Source organism: Paenibacillus paeoniae, from assembly GCF_003388735.1.
Lineage (GTDB): Bacteria > Bacillota > Bacilli > Paenibacillales > Paenibacillaceae > Pristimantibacillus > Pristimantibacillus paeoniae.
This window is the reverse complement of the sequence record NZ_QUBQ01000001.1, coordinates 601,377-621,135: the sequence shown is the minus strand read 5'-3', so window position 1 is coordinate 621,135 and position 19,759 is coordinate 601,377. Positions and strand designations below refer to the sequence as shown.

Annotated in this window: 13 protein-coding genes; 3 read left to right on the top strand and 10 right to left on the bottom strand. The window is 49.5% G+C overall.

Annotation, left to right across the window (positions count from 1 at the left end):
• Positions 1-40: 40 nt before the first annotated feature.
• Positions 41-1,117 carry a cysteine peptidase family C39 domain-containing protein gene (locus DX130_RS02805; protein WP_116042652.1) on the bottom strand — a complete coding sequence of 359 codons (1,077 nt, stop codon included), beginning with the start codon at positions 1,115-1,117 and terminating at the stop codon, positions 41-43.
• 199 nt (positions 1,118-1,316) lie between these two features.
• Between DX130_RS02805 and DX130_RS02800 the strand changes: the two genes are divergently transcribed.
• Positions 1,317-6,419 carry an InlB B-repeat-containing protein gene (locus DX130_RS02800; RefSeq protein ID WP_116042650.1) on the top strand — a complete coding sequence of 1,701 codons (5,103 nt, stop codon included), beginning with the start codon at positions 1,317-1,319 and terminating at the stop codon, positions 6,417-6,419.
• Positions 6,420-6,499: 80 nt separating this feature from the next.
• Here the strand turns inward: DX130_RS02800 and DX130_RS02795 are convergent, their stop codons facing one another.
• The 7 genes from DX130_RS02795 to DX130_RS02770 all read right to left on the bottom strand — a co-directional run bounded on the left by DX130_RS02795 (position 6,500) and on the right by DX130_RS02770 (position 14,510).
• The gene (locus tag DX130_RS02795; RefSeq protein WP_116042649.1) at positions 6,500-7,438 is read right to left on the bottom strand and encodes a response regulator; all 939 of its coding nucleotides are present in this window, start codon (positions 7,436-7,438) and stop codon (positions 6,500-6,502) included.
• Complete coding sequence (locus DX130_RS02790) at positions 7,435-9,132, bottom strand: histidine kinase (protein WP_165861130.1); 1,698 nt, start codon at positions 9,130-9,132, stop codon at positions 7,435-7,437. The genes DX130_RS02795 and DX130_RS02790 overlap by 4 nt, the downstream gene beginning before the upstream one ends.
• Positions 9,133-9,169: 37 nt before the next feature.
• Positions 9,170-9,313: a hypothetical protein gene (locus DX130_RS26320; RefSeq protein WP_165861129.1), complete on the bottom strand. Its 144-nt coding sequence runs from the start codon at positions 9,311-9,313 to the stop codon at positions 9,170-9,172.
• Between the two features lie 246 nt (positions 9,314-9,559).
• Positions 9,560-10,423 carry a DegV family protein gene (locus DX130_RS02785; protein WP_240644286.1) on the bottom strand — a complete coding sequence of 288 codons (864 nt, stop codon included), beginning with the start codon at positions 10,421-10,423 and terminating at the stop codon, positions 9,560-9,562.
• A 137-nt stretch (positions 10,424-10,560) separates the two neighbouring features.
• Positions 10,561-11,904 carry a DUF445 domain-containing protein gene (locus DX130_RS02780; protein WP_116042645.1) on the bottom strand — a complete coding sequence of 448 codons (1,344 nt, stop codon included), beginning with the start codon at positions 11,902-11,904 and terminating at the stop codon, positions 10,561-10,563.
• A gap of 1 nt (position 11,905) precedes the next feature.
• Positions 11,906-13,195, bottom strand: coding sequence for a DUF445 domain-containing protein (locus tag DX130_RS02775; protein ID WP_116042644.1), 1,290 nt, complete (start codon positions 13,193-13,195; stop codon positions 11,906-11,908).
• A gap of 157 nt (positions 13,196-13,352) precedes the next feature.
• On the bottom strand, positions 13,353-14,510 hold the full coding sequence (locus tag DX130_RS02770) for a peptidoglycan-binding domain-containing protein (protein ID WP_133297878.1): 1,158 nt from the start codon (positions 14,508-14,510) through the stop codon (positions 13,353-13,355).
• A gap of 207 nt (positions 14,511-14,717) precedes the next feature.
• Between DX130_RS02770 and DX130_RS02765 the strand changes: the two genes are divergently transcribed.
• Both DX130_RS02765 and DX130_RS02760 read left to right on the top strand, forming a co-directional pair.
• Positions 14,718-15,404: a response regulator transcription factor gene (locus tag DX130_RS02765; RefSeq protein ID WP_116042642.1), complete on the top strand. Its 687-nt coding sequence runs from the start codon at positions 14,718-14,720 to the stop codon at positions 15,402-15,404.
• Complete coding sequence (locus tag DX130_RS02760; protein WP_116042640.1) at positions 15,401-16,912, top strand: sensor histidine kinase; 1,512 nt, start codon at positions 15,401-15,403, stop codon at positions 16,910-16,912. Before DX130_RS02765 ends, DX130_RS02760 begins: the two co-directional genes overlap by 4 nt.
• A 13-nt stretch (positions 16,913-16,925) precedes the next feature.
• Here DX130_RS02760 and DX130_RS02755 read toward each other — a convergent pair whose 3' ends face one another.
• Together DX130_RS02755 and DX130_RS02750 are read right to left on the bottom strand one after the other, a co-directional pair.
• Entirely contained in the window at positions 16,926-18,173 is a 1,248-nt protein-coding gene (locus tag DX130_RS02755; protein ID WP_116042639.1) for a purple acid phosphatase family protein, read from the bottom strand.
• Positions 18,174-18,451: 278 nt separating this feature from the next.
• Positions 18,452-19,720: an MFS transporter gene (locus DX130_RS02750; protein WP_116042637.1), complete on the bottom strand. Its 1,269-nt coding sequence runs from the start codon at positions 19,718-19,720 to the stop codon at positions 18,452-18,454.
• Positions 19,721-19,759 lie beyond the last annotated feature (39 nt).

The following is a 19,759-nucleotide window of genomic DNA, read 5'->3' as shown; positions in this document are numbered from 1 at the left end:
GCGGCTTTTTTAGGAGTATGGTTCGTTACGATAGGTACCGTTATGGTAGAAGAAGTAACTCCGGGTGATGCTGCTTGAGTTGGTCCATCAATTGGGGAAGCAATTGGAGCTCCTTGTCCCTCATATGCTCCAGGTTTTGCTTAATGCGATCATTCACATGCGGGACTTCCTTCACGACATGCTCGGCGTACAGATTGCGGGATTGGCGGGCAAGCTCCTCTAGCTCCAGGAAACCAAGAAGCAGAGTTTCATCAAGCGGAAGTTGGTTTTCTTTCTGCAGGTAGGCGACGCGGTTTCTTAGCATTTTCTTATGCTCCCAGAGCAAATGAAGCTGCCGGGGCGGATTCGCTCGTACGAGGGACTCGGGACGCTCGTTTAAGATGTGGAAATGCTCGATCAAATGGTCATAGCAGGCAATACCAAAGGCCAAAAATTCTTTATCGGGTGAGAAAAAGCGGTTTTGGTCATTATTGCTGCTCTCGGAGCGCAAATATTCCCCTAGCTGCTCGTATATTAAACGGATGTTCAGCGAATAGACAAATTGGGGCAGCAGCGTAAAAAAGTAATTGTATTGATCGTAGATGGCGTGGTTTTTCAAGTAGTTGTCGATCGAGTGAAACGCCTGCTCCAGTTCGTCAAAGGTGGTCTCGTGATAGCCTAGGAGCAAGTCTTTGCCGAACCCGTAGGTGTGATAGATTTGACGATCTTCGTCATAGCCGTAGATAAGTACATGATGGGGAAACGGGTAAGCGTGGTACGCGGTGGTGTAGGAGATATGGTATTCATCGAGAAATAATACGGGATACACGCCCTCCTGAATCTTCTTAATTAAGAAGGGATGAAGCTTATCCTTGAAAATCTCATAAAGCATAGGTGTATCAAGCGTACTGGATAATAGAAAGGGATTGTGGTTAAGCTCGTTATTCCCTCCGCGAAAAAAATCAAAAAACAGTTCTTGCTTGTCCTCCAGATAGTTCTTGTTGCAGCATACCTGGATAAAGTTGCTGTAAAACCAAGGATTGAAGTTCGGCATCGAGCTTGTAATGCTAAGAGTGTACGCCCAACTCAACAGCCCATACAGCGGTGGATGGACAATAGGAAGCACATGCTTGGCCAAAGTGAAGCCTCCTTAGGATAGGATGGATTGGTATAGAGTTGAAATATCCACAAAACCTATTCCCTGCTATTATATCTATTTTCCACCCTTTTTGTAATATGTTATATGAAATAGATCCGTGTTCAGATTCCATTTAGATCCCTCTAGTAAGATCAGTAATTGACTACAGATTGATACACTATGAGGAGGAAAATTGAACTTGTACAAACGCCTATTAAGTCTGCTACTTTTGTTTTGTATACTCGTAAACTTAATGCCTTCCGAGATTCCTTCCGCTTCATTGACTTCTGTCGAAGCTGCTGCAGCAAACCAAAAGACTGCGCATCCCGTGCCTCAAAAGTTGTTTGAGGATGTGACACCCTCAGCCTGGTTCTATGATGCGGTCATGTATGTCGAGCAGAATGGCCTATTCAACGGCACAAGCAAAGATCACTTTTCGCCGAACGCAACCATGAGTCGCGCCATGTTTGTTACTGTACTTGGGCGAATCGCCAAAGTGGATGCAAGTCAATACAAAACTTCAGCATTTACAGACGTGCAGCCGGACGCTTGGTACGCGCCTTATGTTCAATGGGCAACTGAAAGCGGCATTACAAGCGGAACCGGCAGCAACAGATTTTCGCCAGACGCCGCTATTACGAGAGAGCAGATGGCCGTACTTACATTAAAGTATTTTGAAAACGATCGTATCCCTTATCAACCAATCGACAATTCATCTAAGCCGGGTGACCTATCCGACATTTCTCCATGGGCAGTTGATGCGGCAGTAAAGCTTTGGCAGGCTGGCTTGTTTGCCGGAGATGCAAACGGCCATTTCCAACCGCGTTCAAAGGCGACTCGCGCTGAAGCGGCCGCGCTTTTTATGCGTGCGGACAAAGTAGCGAGAGCCAGCGACAGCACAACCTACACGGTTGCGTTTAACTCGAACGGCGGCTCGCCGATTGACAGCTTAAGTCTGAATCGTGGAGAATCGCTGAGTCAGCTTCCACTGGCATTCAAGCAAGGTTCCATTTTCAATGGCTGGTATAAGGATCGTGCTTTTACGCAACCAGTCATGAATCACGATACTGTCAAGAGCAATATGACTTTGTATGCCAATTATATGGCATCGCCTGATGATGCTGTGAACATCACTCCGAATGCTTACGCAATGGATCAGGCGCCGAACTTCAAGATCGCCGTGAAAGATTCTACAGGTAAAATGACGGCGGCGGCCGTTCAAGCCGGCATGACATTCAAATCTACGTCCAATCCTGATTTTGCAGGAATTGCGGTTACCGGCTCAAAAGGCAACTTTACTGTAGCTGCAAAAAACGGTGTATTCGAGGAAGGAAATACCTACCAAATCACTTTGAAGGATACAAATCTTGCTTTCGCAGGCAAAGACGCAACTACCAGAAATTATATATTTAGCATCGCCAAACAAGAGGTTATGCAGTTGCCTCTAAATCCTTACATGATTTATTTGAAGTTTTCCGATATCTCTCAGATGAGCCAGAATGGCAAATCCGTTGCTTCCCCTTCAATCGCTGTAATGAGCGCGAACGTTGGCAGCGGATCAGGCTCGAACCCTGTGGCGAGCGGAACCTTTCGATATGACGGAAATACGCGCTTGAAAGTGGGCGATACCGTCTCTGTATATGAAGGGACTCGTCCCGATCTGCGCACTTTGAATACTTCCGATGATGGTGATATCGCCTATATAGCGATTACTGCGATCAACGGGAATATCTATTCCTACACAAGCGCAAACCCAATGGACGTTCTGCTTAAACCGAATGTGCTTCCTGTCGATCCTGCGTCGGACACCGACGGGGACAGGACGAACCGTTCCATCACGGTCGCTCCGGCGTCCATGGATTATTCCGACGCCAAATATGCGCCTATGGGTCTGAATGCCTCTACCGTCGCCAGAGTCGGGGACTTCCTCGCATTCGTCAATATGCGTACGGGAGCCTCTTCAGGCTACGGGAAAGTGACGTCCGTCTCCAACTCGGGGAATCATTATGTCATTGCTTATTCCGATGCAACACAAGATGACATTACTCACGCCCTTGATTTCTATAAGCGGGAAACGATTAACGGAGCCGACCTGTTGTCGCCAGCCGATATCGCTTCCCTAGAGAATCAAATCAAGCGGCAAGCGCTGGAAAGCGGATTTGTAGGTGAAGCTGCAAGCTATTTATCAGCTGCCGCTTTGCAAACCGATAGCTTCAAAACATTGATGGCAGCAAGCGCATCAACAGCCTTGCCGAGGGACAAAAAGTCGGAAGTCCGTATCCTCTCCACACAACCTGGAGAAGAGAATGCAGACGTCACCCTGCACAACTTGAAGGTTTCAGCAGACATAGGCACGACATTATCCCATTTCAAGGGAAAGAGCGGCTTGCGTCTGAATCTCGCCGTTTCAAGTGACATTCAAGTTTCGACAGGCGCGGACAATGATATCCTGATCCATATGAGCGCTGCATTTACGGAAGAAATCTCCTTGAGTGTGGGCGTGAACGGCAATACGGTATGGGGATATATCGATCTGGGACTTTTCGATCTCCCGTATCCCAAGGATTATCAAGCAAGCGCCAACCTGGACGCTTTCACATTTACGAGCATTGACGCGTCTGCCCAGATCGGTACAGTGGCAGCGGATACTCCGCTAGATCGCTGGACGAATATCTGGGATACTGCCAAAAACAAAGTAGACATCCAAGCGCAGTTGAAAGCGGTTCTGCAGCAGTCTCCTTCCGCACCGGCCAAGGTAAACGCCAATACGTTGGTGGAAAGCTATCAAGCCATGCTGGAGAACGAGACGGATTGGGTTGACCTGGTAGAGCAAAAAATCTTCGAATTAGACAAGCGACTATTATTGGGTCTCCTTCATATCAACTTTAAAGGAAGCTTTGTCATCAGTATGAATCCGAATATTGCCTTGGGTATCGGCTTCAGCTATGAATCTGCGAAGAGATATACCGCCAGCTTTAAACTCAGCGAAGGCTCGCCTTCTTTCGGCACGGTAGATTTGCCGGGCGACGGCACCTATAATTTCTATTTCTATGTGATGGGAACGCTGGGGCTAAAGGCGGGAATTCGTCTCGAACTGGCGGCCGGTTTGTTTCATATCGATTTGAACAGTATCGGAATCACGGCAGAGGGTGGTGCCTATCTCCAACTCAACGGGTATTTCTATTACGAAAAGTCATCCTCGGCGCCTACAAAAACGTTAGGCGCGCTGTTTCTGGAGATCGGCATGTATGCGGAGGCAGAGTGGGGCGCGCAGATCTTCGGCGGGTCATACTCGTATTCCGACCGCTTTTTTAGCGAGTACTGGCCACTTTATAGAGCCGGTACGCCGAATGGTCATTTCATCGACTTCGCCTATGAACAAGGAGATGCACCTTCCTTTGTAGCCTTTGAGCAAACTACTTTCCCATCTATTAGTGACGCCTTTAAGTTGAACGATTTGAATTTGATAACGGGCGAAATCATTACAGGTAGAGATCGTCCACAAAATTACACCATTACTTTTAATAACAATAAATTTACGTACAATCCGAGTACATCCCGTGTAACCGTATCGCCTGAAGCTAAGGATGATATTCTCACCAGCAGGATGACCGTAACGTGGAAGGGCTCAACAACAGGATTAAACTCCCTTCCCTTCTCGCGCAATATTGATCTGACCTGGTACAAGAACGGATACGGCTCTATTACCTTGGATCCTAATGTTCCATTATCAGACGGTCAAGATCCAAGAAATGAAATTCAATTGTACGATTTCGGGCGGGTTGTACTGCCGACCAACGCATCAACCAAAAAAAATAAGAAATTAACAAACGCGCCCAGAGCAACTGGATATACATTCAAGGGCTGGGCCTTGGATCCCAAAGGAACGAAACCTTATATGATTCCTGATATCATGCCAGCAGGAAATATAACGCTCTACGCGCAATGGACACCGCATACCAAAATACAGTACTTGGTCGATTACATTACGATAGATCCCGAAACAGGGAAACGTACCACCAAGAAAAAAAATACCTTATCCGGTACGGCAGGCGCTTCCGTTTCACCAGTACCGATAGAAATCGAAGGCTATGATACACCGCCAACGAAAACCATAACCATATCTGGAGCCGGTCTATCGAAGCTTAGTTACGAATACCTGCCCACTATGCGCAAAATGACTTTCTATACCGATCCGGGCGGAACCTCGATCGTTTATTCGGCCAGAAGCTTTTCGCAGGTACCCGCCAGTGCAGTGCCGAAATTCACAAAACCCGGCTATATCTTTGCTGGCTGGTCACAGGCAATTCCAGGCACAATGCCGTTAAGCGACACCACGTACACTGCGACCTGGAAGGTACGCACCGATACGCCTTACCATGTTTCGAACAGGCTGCAAGGTCTCGGAAGCACTTCACTTTATGTTGAAGCCGACACGGGAAGTTATCAAGGGACAACCGGTGTGCTTGCGGCGCCAGCGACCCAGCATTATCCCGGCTTTACCTATAACCGTAGCACAGCCTATGACAGCAGCGGCAAAGCATTGGCATCCAGTACGATTGCAGCCGATGGAAGTCTCACGATCGTGCGTTATTACACACGCAACAACTACAACTTGACGTTTGATGCAAACGGAGGCACTGGCGGTTCCACAGCTCGAGTTCAGTACGGTGCTGCCATACAGGCGCCAACCGTAACGAGGTCAGGCTGTAATTTTACAGGTTGGTCGCCCGCACTGGCAAGCACTATGCCGGCTCAAGACACATCCTATTCCGCACAATGGTATTGTCCGTCGCCAGCACCGGTGCTTAGCAGCGCCAAGTCGGTTCTATCCAATGTGAACGGGAATGTGCGCGGGGACAGTCTTTCGGTTCCGAGCACCCTTACTGTAGGTCAGTTGTTGAGCGGGTTAACGTTATCCCCGCGCGCTACCGCCAACGTGTTGGATCAAGACTTGATACCTGTAACCGACGAGACGTCCGATATCCATTCCAATATGATCGTACGTGTTACCGCTCAAAATTCGTCTACTGCGGATTATCTTATCCTGTACAACGATATTACATTGACATCGCTATCGTCCAGCTATCTAATTGATCCGGTCGCAGGAACGATTACCGTGCCTCGATATACGTACTATGGCAGCTTTACCTATGCTGTCATTGGGCCGCAGAATGGAAGCTATAAGGCTTATCATCAGGACAATACGGTCATTACGCACGCAAATCTTCAAAGCACCGATCAGCTGGTCGTAACCGCACAGGACGGTACTCAAAAGACGTATACCTTTGTCATACAGTAAGCTCATAGAAAAATATAGCACGTAACATTGAAATCGCCCGCACCTGGTCACAGCATGCGGGCGATTTTATGTTCAGGAAGCTATTCCTTCAGAGCATTTTTTTTCATTTCATAGTACTCGGCTTTTTTCTCATCGCCATTTCCCTTATGAAACTGGATCAGACTATTTAACGCATTGTCGAACTTTACCTCGTAAGGTTGCTGTATACTTAACGTCCATGAATAAAGCTTATTTTCAAATAACATGCCTTTGTACAGCTCCACCATCTGCTCAAGCATTTCCATCTTACTCTTATCTGCATGATAACTTTTACTGAATTGATCAAACTCCAGCAAGTCCACCTTAATGTCTTCGATGTTGAGCCAAATGTTCCCCAATCTGCTCTTGATCAAATGATGGATGCCAAAAGCGTTGAATCGCTTCTTTAAGTTATATTGCGTCGTATATAAGTTTGCATACCCTTTATCTATCTCCAAATCGGGCCACAAATCATGAATGATTCGTTCTCTGGACACGTACTTACCGTTCATGCATAGTAAATAGGCAAGAAGCTCTTCTGTTTTTTTGGTTCGCCAATTGTCGTCGATCAATTTCCCGTCGATGAATATGGAAAAATCGCCAAAACACGTAATCTCAATGTTGTGCCCCATGCTGCTCTTGCTTCTAATCTTCTTTATTTTTTCCAACGTGACATAAAGCTGTTCGAATTTCACCGGCTTAACGAGAAAATCCAACGCTTTTGTTTCAAGCGTGTCTGATACATAGGCATGGTGAGCACTTGTGAAAACAAAGTCCATTTCCGGTCTTTTTTTGAACATCATCCCGAGCAAGGTTATGCCATCAATCTCTGGCATTTCGATATCCAGAAAAGCAAGGTCGGGTTGCATGCTGCCCAATTCTTCCAAGGCTATTGCGGGATCTTCATACATGGCAACGACTTCGACATCCGCCATTTTCTCCAACTTGCTCTTCAAGTTCCTCAGCGCATAATATTCGTCGTCTACAATAATAACTTTCATAGCTGCTCCTTAATGGGTATGTCAAAACGAACCGCAGTTCCTTTACCCTTCTCGCTGACGATCTGAAGCTGTGTCCCATACTCGGCCTTAAGCCGTGCGTTTATGTTAGCAAGCCCAATGCCCTTGCCCGACGAGTATTCAAGCAGTTTATATTTGTCCGCATCTTCAATGCCGACGCCGTCGTCTTCTACCTCTATCAAGTAGCCATGTTCAAGCTCTTTAACCCTGATTGTAACTGTTCCTGCCATTTTCCTTTTACGTATTCCGTGTTTAATTGCATTCTCTACCAGGGGTTGAATAACCAAGCGCGGCACCTTCAACTGAATACCTGGATCAATCTCATAGTTGACAATTATTTTGTCCGGGAATCGGGCTTGCTCAATGCGCACATAAAACTTGACGGCATCCAGCTCCTCATGGATAGAAATAAATCTTTCCGAATTGCTGTAATCGAATATACTTCTGAGATAATGGGATAAATCGTTAACCAAGCTTCCCGCTTTTTCTTTGTTTTCAGCAATAACCCCTTCTATCACATTCAAGGTATTGTGAACAAAATGCGGATCTATTTGTGCCCGTATGAAAGCAAGCTCAAACTGCCTAGATTGAATTTCGGAATTTTCAAATAGAACTTGATTGCGTTGCTTCTCTGCATTTAATTGATTTATGATTTCTGCGAGTGACAACGCAAAAGCGATAGCAGAGGCACAAGAAAGAAAAAATAAGTAATTAATAATAATGTAACTTTGAGGCAGTAATCCGAAAACCATCAAATAAAACAGAATGACCGACACCAAACACAAGAGCCATGCCGTTATGAGTTGCGGCGAACGAATGGTTTTGTTCCTTATTCCTTTAAACATAATGATGAAATATAATACAAACACCACAGAAGATGCGATCGCACCAAATGCTCCCAGCTCTTTACTAATGAAAAAAAACAGTAATAAAGTGATGGGGAAGTAAACGATGAGCAGCTTTAAACAAAAATCGATTCTGGGAAACCTGGTTTGGGTCTGAAAAATATCTCTCATAAAGATGACAATGGCAAGCGACATGAGAATGCCGATGCCCGTGGAATATTCCGCAATCCAATAAGCGTATTTGAAGCCCGTAACGTTTAAAAGTCCCGTCGTTGCTGCGTTCCACAACAAGGTAGTGAACACATAAAAGCAGTATTTTATAAAAGATTTATTTTTTATGGCTAAGCCCATGACCAAATTATAAAATAATAAAGCCGCCAAAATGCCGAAAAAGATGCCCCCTGCCCAGATGTTTATCATGCTTGTCTTCCGAAAGAGATCGTCATTGACGAGCCCAACCATAAAGTTCTGTCCGTATAATGATTGACTTGTCATGTATATGTACTGATGTTGATCAAAATGAGGCGGGATTTTGAATACGGGGTAGACATAGCCGATCTCATCAGAGTTGCTCTTATACGCGTACCCAAAATGACTTGTTACGTAATCGTTACTTGTCGGGAGGTAAATCGTTACATCTTCAAAGAGAGGGTTGTTTATTGTAAGGTAATTGATTTCATCCGCATTATACCGGTTTACCTTTATTTTGAACCATAATGGGACCGGAGAATAACCTACCTTGGAATAGTTGCCAGGCAAAGCTGCGAATTGATCGCTGGCTCTAACATCGGACAAGGTCATGTTACCTGAATGGTCTTGCAGAATCTCCATCCTAATATCATCATTGGATTTGTTCGCATCTTGAAAGTTAATGACGAAAACGAATGCGGTACATAGCGATATGGCTAATAGAATAGTCATTATTTTCATTGAAAATATAGTAGATTCCGATCGCATAAACATACTCCCCAATAAACTCGGACGGTGTCGATTCATGTAGCAATTTTAACATGGTTCCGTCCATCCTTCAATCTGTACTGCAGGTACGACAGACCTATGTTAACGATCCGAGCAAGGCGATTGCCCTACCGACAACCAAAGTCAACCTCTCCCACAAAAACAAAAAAGAACCGCACAACAGTACGGTTCTGAAGCTTTAAAGTATGGCGTGCCCGGTATGATTCGAACGTACGAGCTGCGGTTTTGGAAACTACAGCTCACAAGCACAGAATAATCCTTTAGACTTACTCTTAAATGCCTACTTCCGCAAATAACTAATCGCAACCGTCTTCGGCCCAGTATGCGAGCCAATCGTACATCCGCCCTCTATCATAATGATCTCTTTAACGGACGTATGCTCCAACAAGTAATTGCGCATGTAGTCCGCGGCTTCCTCAGCCACAGTCTGAGCAATGACGATGACATTCTGATCGATAGAGTCAATCTTGTCTACAATATTTTGCATGACGCCCTCTAGCGCCTTTTGCGGTTTGCCCCGGTATTTCTTTTCAGATAGGATAAGGCCCTTCTTAATACTAAGCACAGGCCGGATTTTCAGTAAGCTGCCGATCATGTTCTGGATGCTAGATACACGCCCGCCCTTGTGCAAGTAATCCAGGCGGTCGACCAGGATGTCGATATCGACGCGATCGCGATGGGACTCGATGTGGGCGACTACCGTCTCAAGGTCTTTTCCCTGCTCCAGCAAGCGAGCCGCCATAATGACGAGCATGGTTGTGCTTGCGGACAAGTGGGTGGAATCTACGAGCGTGATCCGCCCTTCGGGAAAATCATTCATAGCAATTCTAGCATTCTGGTACGTTGAGGACACTTTGGAAGACATGCTGATAAACAACACCGAATCTCCCGCATCTATGGCGCCTTGAAACGCTTGCGCAAAATCGTCCGGCGAAGGCGCTGCCGTTCGAGGCAATACCCCATTCTCCTCCACCCGTCGGTAGATCTCCTCGGTCGTCACATCGATTCCGTCCCGGAAGACTTCCTCGTTGAAAATAATATAAAGAGGCACGATCGTAATGTTATACCTCTCTACCCATTCTTGCGGCAAATCTGACACGCTGTCTGCGAATAATCTGATGTTGTTCAGGCCCGCTTCCTCCATTCGATAGTCTTATCTATCATTATATAGTATAAACGATTTAATTTATATGAAAGCGTTTTCTTTTATAATCAATGTGTCCATTCCTCGAAAAAAAAGCCCCTACCGCAGTGCGGCACAGGCTTTCCTCCAATACTTTCCTAAAATAGATACTCCAGCAGCGGCCCATATATCCCGTGCAGAAATGCGAAGATAAGAGCACCCACTCCTGCTCCGATAAAAGCGCCATTCAACCGAATACGCTGCAGGTCCGTCTCGACCTTGCTTTCGATAAATTCCACCAATCGCTCTTCGGTGAAGCCCTCCAGCGTCTTGCGCGCGATTCGGCCGATCAAGGCATGCTCCTGCTCCATGACGCCATTGATGAATTGCTTCAAGTAGCGGTCGAGCTGAGCTTTGGTCTCTTCATCCGCTTTGAATGCTTCCCAATACGCGCCGATCAGCTCCGACAGCCAGTTTTTCACATCATCCACATGAAGCTGACGCTCCTCCGCCGCGAGATACTTCAGCTCACTGCCCGCAAGCAGCATCCCCCTCATGCTGTCCAGCAGCGCATGGATGGAAGGCTGTAGCGACACCTCGTCCAACAACTCAAGCTTCCATCGCTCGATCGTCGCAGCCATATCTTCACTTGTCTCCAGCTTCTCCGCGAGATCCATCAGTCTGATCTCGACCAGCACACGAAGCTCATGCTTCGGATCCCTCAGATCGTTCATAAACGATTGCAGATCAGTATATAGCGTATTCGCCGCATCATCCAGATTAAGGGCATCAGCAGCCTCGGCAAAATCGACCAGCTTGCGCTTGAGCCACTTGGTGAAAGAACCGCCCTCCGAGACGAAGTTATCCTTCTCCTTCGCCAGCATGGCCCGAATCGCTTTTTTCGTATCCTCGCTTGCGACCCGCTTCGCTGCATAGTCAACGACCTGGCCCATCCACTTCTGAAAATCGCTGTTCACGAGCAGCCAGTGAAGCCCTCTCCCACCGTAACGGGATAGATTCATTCCCCGAAGCGACTTTCGGACAGTTCCATCCAGCTTGCCCGCCAGTTTCTCCGTATCCGTTCCCTTCAGCCAGGAAAGCAACAGCTCCCAGCCCTTCTCGGCAATGCCCATGCCTCCGCTGCCCTTGCGATCCACCCAGCCGCTAATAGCATCCACAATGCTATAGGCCATCAGTTTATCCTTGATCATGCTTTTGCTAAGCAACTGCTCTTCCACCATAGCTGCAACGCCCTCGACCAGCTTCGTCCGATTGCGCGGAATGATCGCCGTATGCGGAACCCAGCGCATGCCGAGCGGATGCCGGAACAACACGGTTACCGCGAATAGATCCGCAAGTGCGCCTACTAGTCCCGCTTCTGCAGAATACAGCAGCAGCTTGGACCACCATGTGCCGGGATACCAGTACGTCAAGGCAGCCGCACCAATGAATAATAGAGCCAGCAACAGCAAGCTAAGATTGGCTTTCCGTCTCATCGTCATGTCATCTACCCCCGATCCAGAACGTGAGCAGATAGAGAACAAGACCGACCAGGCCGCCTACAACCATCCCGTTCAACCGGATATATTGCAGGTCTTTGCCTGCCTTTTCTTTGATCAATTCAATAAGCTCTTCGTCCGAAAAAGTGTCCAGCTTCTCTCTCACCAGACGTCCGATAAGCGCATGCTTATCCTCAATCCAGCCGAGCAATAGCGACTTGACGCCGGTATCCAGCGCTTGTTGAAGATCGTCACGCGTTCTTAATTGCTCAAGCCCCTTGTCGATCTCCTTCCGCAGCCAGCCAAACGAAGATGCGGCAGACGCGCCTTCTTCTTGAGTGGATGCAATCAACGATGCTCGCGCCTTCTCAATACGAGTCTTCAGCAGCTCTTCCAGGGAAACATTCTGCTGAATCATAGCCAGAATGTTCCGTTTCCCAGCCTCGATACGCTGGCGTAGCTCCTCGTCCTCCCGCAGCCTGCGGACGAACTCGGCAAGAAACAGCTTAAAGCTCTGACGCTGCGGATGATCTTCCGCGGCGAACTGTTCGATGAAGGTGGCCAGCCAGTCCTGAACCTTCACGCTAATTGCGGGCGCATTCAAGCCCGCTGTGAAGTCGACCAGTCTGCGGCGCAGCTTCTCACCCTCATAAGAACGGATCGCCGACTCGGCGAACTGCTCAATCAGCGCTCGGAACGGCTCGGACTTCACGAGCTGAACCAGCGGCTGAACGACAAAAGTGATGACTTTATCATCATAGCCATTGCGTATCGTCCATTCCCCCACATCCGCCAGCACGTCGGACACCTGCAAGGAACCAGCATGATCGTATGCGAATCGCTCTATGCCCGCTGCAAGCTTCTCAGGCTCCACCTTTTCGAGCAGATCACCTGCCAGCTTGCCTGCAAATTGCTGGACTTCTTCGCTCCCGCCGCTCTCGGACAAGTAGCGGACAAGCACATTGCCAAGATCATGCTCCGCCAGCGTAGCCTTAATCGATGCGACTGTCAGCAGCTCCTTCTCCACCATGTCGACAAGCTCGCCAATCAATCGTTCTTTATTACGGGAAATAATATGAGTGCCCATCCATTTCGGCCATTTGATCCAGAGAGGATCGCCAAATAATGCGCTAATTGCAAAAGAATCCGCCAGTCCGCCGATCGTTCCGGCGCTGAATATAGCGAATAATAGCCCTCCCGCAAACGTGTGCTGGAAAGGGAACGCCGCCAATATGCCTACACCTGATAAGATCAAGATGGCGTTGGCTTGTTTTTTCACGCTCCAATTGTTCATCTGGTTGCTCCATTTCGCTTGCTAGAATACGGTAATGATAGTTTAACCTTTTTTGGGTCGCCCATCCACTCGCCTCTAGTCGCGTTCATGGAAAAAACCGCCCCGACCGGCATTGCTCCACTTGGAGACCGATCGAGACGGCTTGTATGGTTACCTGTTATTGCTGGCTGCGCGGCTGGCTGTCAATCTTGCCGCTTGGCGGAACTTTACCGCCCGGAGGCGTTTTGCCCGCTCCACCGCCGCCAACATTACCGCCTGGCGCTTTGCCTGCTCCGCCTCCGCCGACATTGCCGCCTGGCGCTTTGCCTGCTCCGCCTCCGCCGACATTGCCGCCCGGTGCTTTGCCCGCTCCACCGCCGCCAACATTGCCACCTGGCGCTTTGCCTGCTCCGCCTCCACCAACATTGCCGCCTGGCGCTTTGCCTGCTCCGCCGCCGCCGATGTTGCCACCTTTACCTTCACCAGCGCCGCCGATATTGCCGCCTTTTCCTGCTCCGCCGCCGCCGATGTTGCCGCCTTTACCTTCACCAGCGCCACCGATATTGCCGCCTTTGCCGCCGCCAGCTCCACCGCCGATGCCGCCTTTGCCTGCACCGCCGCCGATTCCAGCTCCGCCGCCTGCGCCACCACCAGCTCCGCCGCCTGCGCCACCACCAGCTCCGCCGCCTGCACCGCCTCCAGCTCCGCCGCCTGCACCGCCTCCAGCTCCGCCGCCTGCGCCACCACCAGCACCGCCGCCTGCACCGCCTCCAGCTCCGCCGCCTGCGCCACCACCAGCTCCGCCGCCTGCGCCACCACCAGCTCCGCCGCCTGCGCCACCACCAGCACCGCCGCCTGCGCCACCACCAGCTCCACCGCCTGCGCCGCCGCCTGCGCCACCACCAGCTCCACCGCCTGCGCCGCCTTTACCTACGCCGCCTTTACCTGCGCCGTTCGCTTTGCTCTTCGCTTGAGCTTTTGCTTGGCCAGCTGCGCCTTTTGCTTTCGCATAGGAATAGCTGATGGATTGCAGCGTCTTCACATCCACTGAACCCGTTGCAGATAGTCCATGCGTCTTTTGATAATACTTGACGCCTTTGACCGTTGCAGGGCCATAATAACCGTCTATAGGGCCGCCATAGCTGCCGATTGACTTCAGCATGCCTTGAATGACATAGACATCTGGTCCTTTCGCGCGTTTACCTACAGCAAGAGATGTATTCGGCAAGCTGAACATCAGCGCAAGCGTAATGAGTGCCACGCTTAAGTATTTGGCCGTGCGCCATCCCGTGCCCACTTTCTTTTTCGTATAAGATTCAAGTTGCTTATCCTTCATTCGTTTGCACCTTCCTTTTGTCAGCCTGATTGGATTGTTGCTACCACCGTTACTATCCCCAAAAATCGCATTTCATTTCATCAAAATGAAAAAAAATCCGCAAGCTGAATATTTGCTGAAAATAACCCTTTTTCGGCAGCAAGGAGTTGGATATTATCCTTCATGCGCTCATAATAGAGAAACAAGCCATTAAGTGGAGGACAACGGATGCAAACCCTTAACGGGATCAAAATTCTTATCGTAGATGACGAGGCGGCTATCGTGCAGTTTTTGGAGATGGGACTTGCGAATGAAGGGGCACATATCATAACAGCCGAAGACGGCAAGAGCGCGCTTCAGATTGCGGCCGAACTCCGGCCGCATGTCGTCATACTTGATGTCATGATGCCGAATATGGACGGATTTGCAGTATGCCGGGAATTAAAGGAAGAGGGGTCGCAAGTGGCCATCATCATGCTGACTGCCAAAGATGAGGTGGAGGATCGTGTTTACGGTCTGTCACTGGGAGCCGACGACTACTTGGTCAAGCCATTCAGCTTTGAGGAGCTGCTGGCGCGGATTCACGCCAGATTGCGCAACCAATTCCCCAACTTGCTGGGCGAGGTGACCTATGGCCCCTTCCGCATTGATGATAAACGCAAAGAGATTCGTTACAGGGATGAAGTAGCGGAATTGTCGCCAACGGAATATTCGCTTCTGAAATACATGGTTATGAATCATGGCGTGGTGCTGAGCAAGTCGCTTATGTTGGAGAAGATATGGGGCTATGACTTCGGCGGGGAGCAAAATATCGTCGAGGTCTATATCCGCTCCCTCCGAGAGAAGCTTGGCGACAAGGAACACCGGCTCATTCGGACGCTTCGCGGCGCCGGATACCGAATGGACTTGCCATGAGAGCGCATAACGGCATCTTCCTCCGCAAGCTTCGGCCCGGTTCGCTTCGGCTGCAGCTGCTAGTCCGCTCTTTGCTCGTGCTGGCGGCACTGTTCATACTGATCGGCACCCTGCAATTCCTGTTTATGAGGGACTTTCTATACCGGAACAAGGCAGAGGCGCTGAACGCCCAGCTCATGTCCCTGCCGCCGGAACTGTTTCGATTGGATGGCAAAGAACCCGGCATTCGCCATCACGGCAAAGTGCGACCGGATTCTCCGTTATTATTTCAGCCCGGATTTTCGTTGATCATCATTGATTCAGCGGGAGAAGCGCAGGCGGTGACCGAAGAAGGAAGCCTTGATTCGAGGGAGACACCTCTGCTAGGCATCAAGGGATACAGTGAAATCCGTAAAAAGCTTCAAGCCGGAGAACGTCCCGACTATCAGCTCATCACAGCAGACAATGGAACGCAATATATGGCCGTATTCCGCAAAGCCTCCCGGCCCGGCGACAAGGACGGCAGCTTGCTGCAAGCTGCCGTCGAGACGGAATCGCTGCGCAAGCAGCTGCTTATCCAAGTCGCCATCTTCGCCGCGCTTGCCGCGGCAGCTCTGATTGCAGGACTCCTGTTGTATCTGCCTCTGCTGCGAAGAACGCTGCATCCGCTCTCCAAGGTCGTACGGGCAGCAGAGCTGACAGATGCAGGCAGCCTGAACACGCGGCTGCCGGAGCGACAAGGACAATCTGAGATCGACTTCTTGTCCGAAGCGTTCAACAGCATGCTTGTGCGACTCGATACCGCATTCGAGCAAGAGCGCGCGACCAATAAACGGATGAGACGCTTTATCGCAGATGCGTCTCATGAGCTGAGGACGCCGCTTACTTCCCTGCACGGATTTATCGAGGTGCTGCTTAGAGGGGCGGCTGCGGATAGGGAGCAGCTCATGCGTGCGCTCGCCAGCATGAAGACGGAATCAGAGAGAGTCAACAAGCTGGTGGAGGATCTGCTTCAGTTGGTCAGGCTTGAGCAGACCGCGCCACTCAAGCTGGAGCCGGCAAGGCTCGATCTGCTGCTGAAGGAGATGGAACCTCAGCTCGCACTGCTGGCTGGCAACCGACTCTGCGTGGTACGCGTCACTAACAAAGTCACGGCCCTCATTGACCGGGATAAGCTTAAGCAGGTGGTGTTGAACCTCTTCCACAATGCCGTTCAATATACGGATGCCGAGACTGGTGTTATCGAGATCATTCTTGGGGATAGCGGGGAGGTCGCTCACCTCGAAGTTCGGGACAATGGCCCCGGCATTGCTCCTGCTCATCTCGCTCATATCTTCGAGCGCTTCTACCGGGGGGATGAATCCCGCTCGCGCGCGCGAGGCGGAACCGGGCTCGGGCTTGCAATTACGCAATCGATTATTGAAGCCCATCACGGGCATATCGGCGTGGACAGCAGAATTGGCGAGGGAACTTCGTTCCTTATCTCGCTTCCTCTGTCCTATGATCAAACTACAGACTCGTGTGAGTAAGTCTTCACGAGGGCTATGGCAACGTATGCTCCAGCACGAACTCGTCCCATAGCTTGCCGTCTGTATCATACGCCTCATACCGAAGGATGTTCCCGCTGATTCGAATAGCGGCGAACATCCTTTTGCCATTCTGGAGATGCGCCTTGTGGTAGAACTGATCCTTCTTCTTCTCGTTCAGCTTCTGTCCGGCTGCATTCGTCACCACGTAGACTGTTCCGGCGCGATCCAGCACATGCGAATCGTTACCGGGTGCAATCTTTCCGGCCCGCAGCGGATACGAGCGCGCGTATTCATGGTTATGTCCTTGCAGCACCAGATCCACTTCATATCGGTCGAACAGCTCCACCCAATCTCCGATGTTTTTGTTCTGATTGCCCCCATACGGCCCTCGATGAAGGGAGATGATCACCCATTTCCGCGTATTTTTCGCCAATACATCCTCTAGCCACTTCGTCTGTCCGCTTATATTGGATTCCGTGTTAAGCATGATGAACCGGGCGTTGTCGTAGTCAAAATAATAGGTAGTCCCGTTAATGGAGCCTTTTGCACCGTTTTTCGGCACGTTGAACAAAGAGACGAACGGCTCCGCATCGTCCTCCACCTCCTCATGATTACCCGTAACCGGCATAAGCGGAACCGACGAGAGCCACAGGGCAGCTTCGCGAAAGAATGCGTCCCAAACTTTCGAATCCTTTGGATTTTCGGTCAAATCGCCATTATGAACGATAAATGCTGCCTCAGGCACATAGCTGAACGCTTGCTTCAACGTATCTCCCCACAGCTTGAAGTCCGCCTCTGTCTTTCCTTGCGAGTCTGTCACATTAATAAAAGTAAAGCCGTCGCCGGAATCGTCTGGCGAATAGGTGTAAAATATTCCCGTCGCGCTCCAGCCCTTCTTCGTTCCGTCCCCTATCCGGTACGCATAGGTTTGGCTGCGCTGCAAACCGGTTATCGTCACCTTATGAACTGTACGCGCATCTCCATCGATCTTGATCCGATTCGATGTGCCCTCTATCGTTCTTGCTTGCGCACTGCTCCAATCCACATCACGGCTGTTGCCCTCTATATATTGAACCAGGCTTCGATTCAGCTTGCCCCCGCTTTGCCATGTGAACGTGCGGACCGTATCCGCCTCTTCTCCAACGTTGATCACAAGCGAATGCGGTTTCACTGCCGTACCGTTTTTCCAGCTATTCAGCCATAAAAATACGCCTACGATCAAAACCGCGCATACCGCAAGCATTAACCCTTCCCGTCTCATCCCTGTCACCTGCACTTTCGTCCGTTCGTTACCAAAAAATTAACATAACCGTATCTTGACTCCACCGCAACGAGCTTAAGCTTATGATAAACATCATTAGCATTTCATAATCCGTCAGCGGCTGAAGAGGCTTATGAAGCAAGTCAAGCATGTCATCGCCAGTGGTGAATATCATAATTCATGTTGAGAAAAGCATCGCATTCAAGAGCTGCACTAGACTCTCCAAAAAAGAAGCAACGGCTCAGCCGCTGCTTCTTTTGATTCTATGTCGAACTTATTTAAGAAACCCGCTTCGCATCTGCCTTGGGCCGATCCTCGCTAATGAGCCACGCCAAAGCGTATTGAAGCGCCGCCGCGCTAAACAGGATGACCGGCATCCAGATCGATTCCAGATCGGAGCCGAATATCGCAAGCAGTACAATCGATAATACCCGTCCAATGTTCAGAAACAGCTCGCGCATGACGACCGATTCGATGCGAAGCTGGCCTTTCAAAGGGAGCTCCCCAATGATTCGATAGTAATAGGAAGTCAATGTGTTGATGGCAAGCGGATTGCAGATGGAGAACAGGATCATGAACAAGACAACTGACCATAGCTCAACTTGAATGAGCAGCAAAGCTGCGCCCAGCACCGTTCCGGTCGTTGCCAGGAACACGTATCTGCGTACATTTTCTTTTTGAGCTTTGCGTGAGATGACATATCCCGTTGCCACTGTCAGCCCTGAGAAGAAGACGCCGAGATAGCCGACCCAGTCCTCCCGATTTACAGCCTGGAATAGCAGAATGTTCGGCAAGAACAGCATAATTCCCTGGAACAAGCCAAGCACCAGAAAGCTGTATAAGCCTTTTACCCATCGCTTGTTGCGCCTCATGACCTCGCCCATCAGCTTTAGATAATACGTCTTGTGATGAGTCTTGATTGTTGGAATCCGGAAGCTGATCAGCGCGGCGATTAAGAACATGATAAAAGCAACCGTGAAGATCATCATATACCCGGACAAACCGTCATTCCGTTGAATAACGAAGCCCGCGAGTGCAGGTCCAGCCAATCCCGCAGAGTTGAACGTGACCATATTAATGGCGAGAAAACGAATCCGATTGGCTTCTGTCGAGACATCGTATTGCAGCACCAAGTACCCCGTCCAGTAGAAGCCAGTCGCAAAACCATTAAAGATTGCAAACCATATATAATAATTCGGCACTTGCTCCTGCGCCAAAATAACAAGCAAATAAAAAAACGCAATCATGACAATACCTAATCGGTAGGTCACCATGCGATCATATTTTTTGGAAATCCACCCGCCGACAGCAAAGGCTATAGGCGTAATAATAAAGCTGATAATATTGTAGACGGCATTAATAACCAGATCCTCAGTCAGTCTCCACAAATACAAGTTCAAAAATAAACCGGACATCGACGCACCAAATTGAAAGCAGCTATGAATAATCAATGCCGTTACTGCTTGCTTACCTAGCTTTCGCTCCGGCTGCAAATCTTCGCCTATAATCCCAGTCCAAATTCTCTGCAAGCCATGTCCCAGTCGCATCTGGCGTTCCTCCGTTGAATGAAGCCTCTTATGTACGTC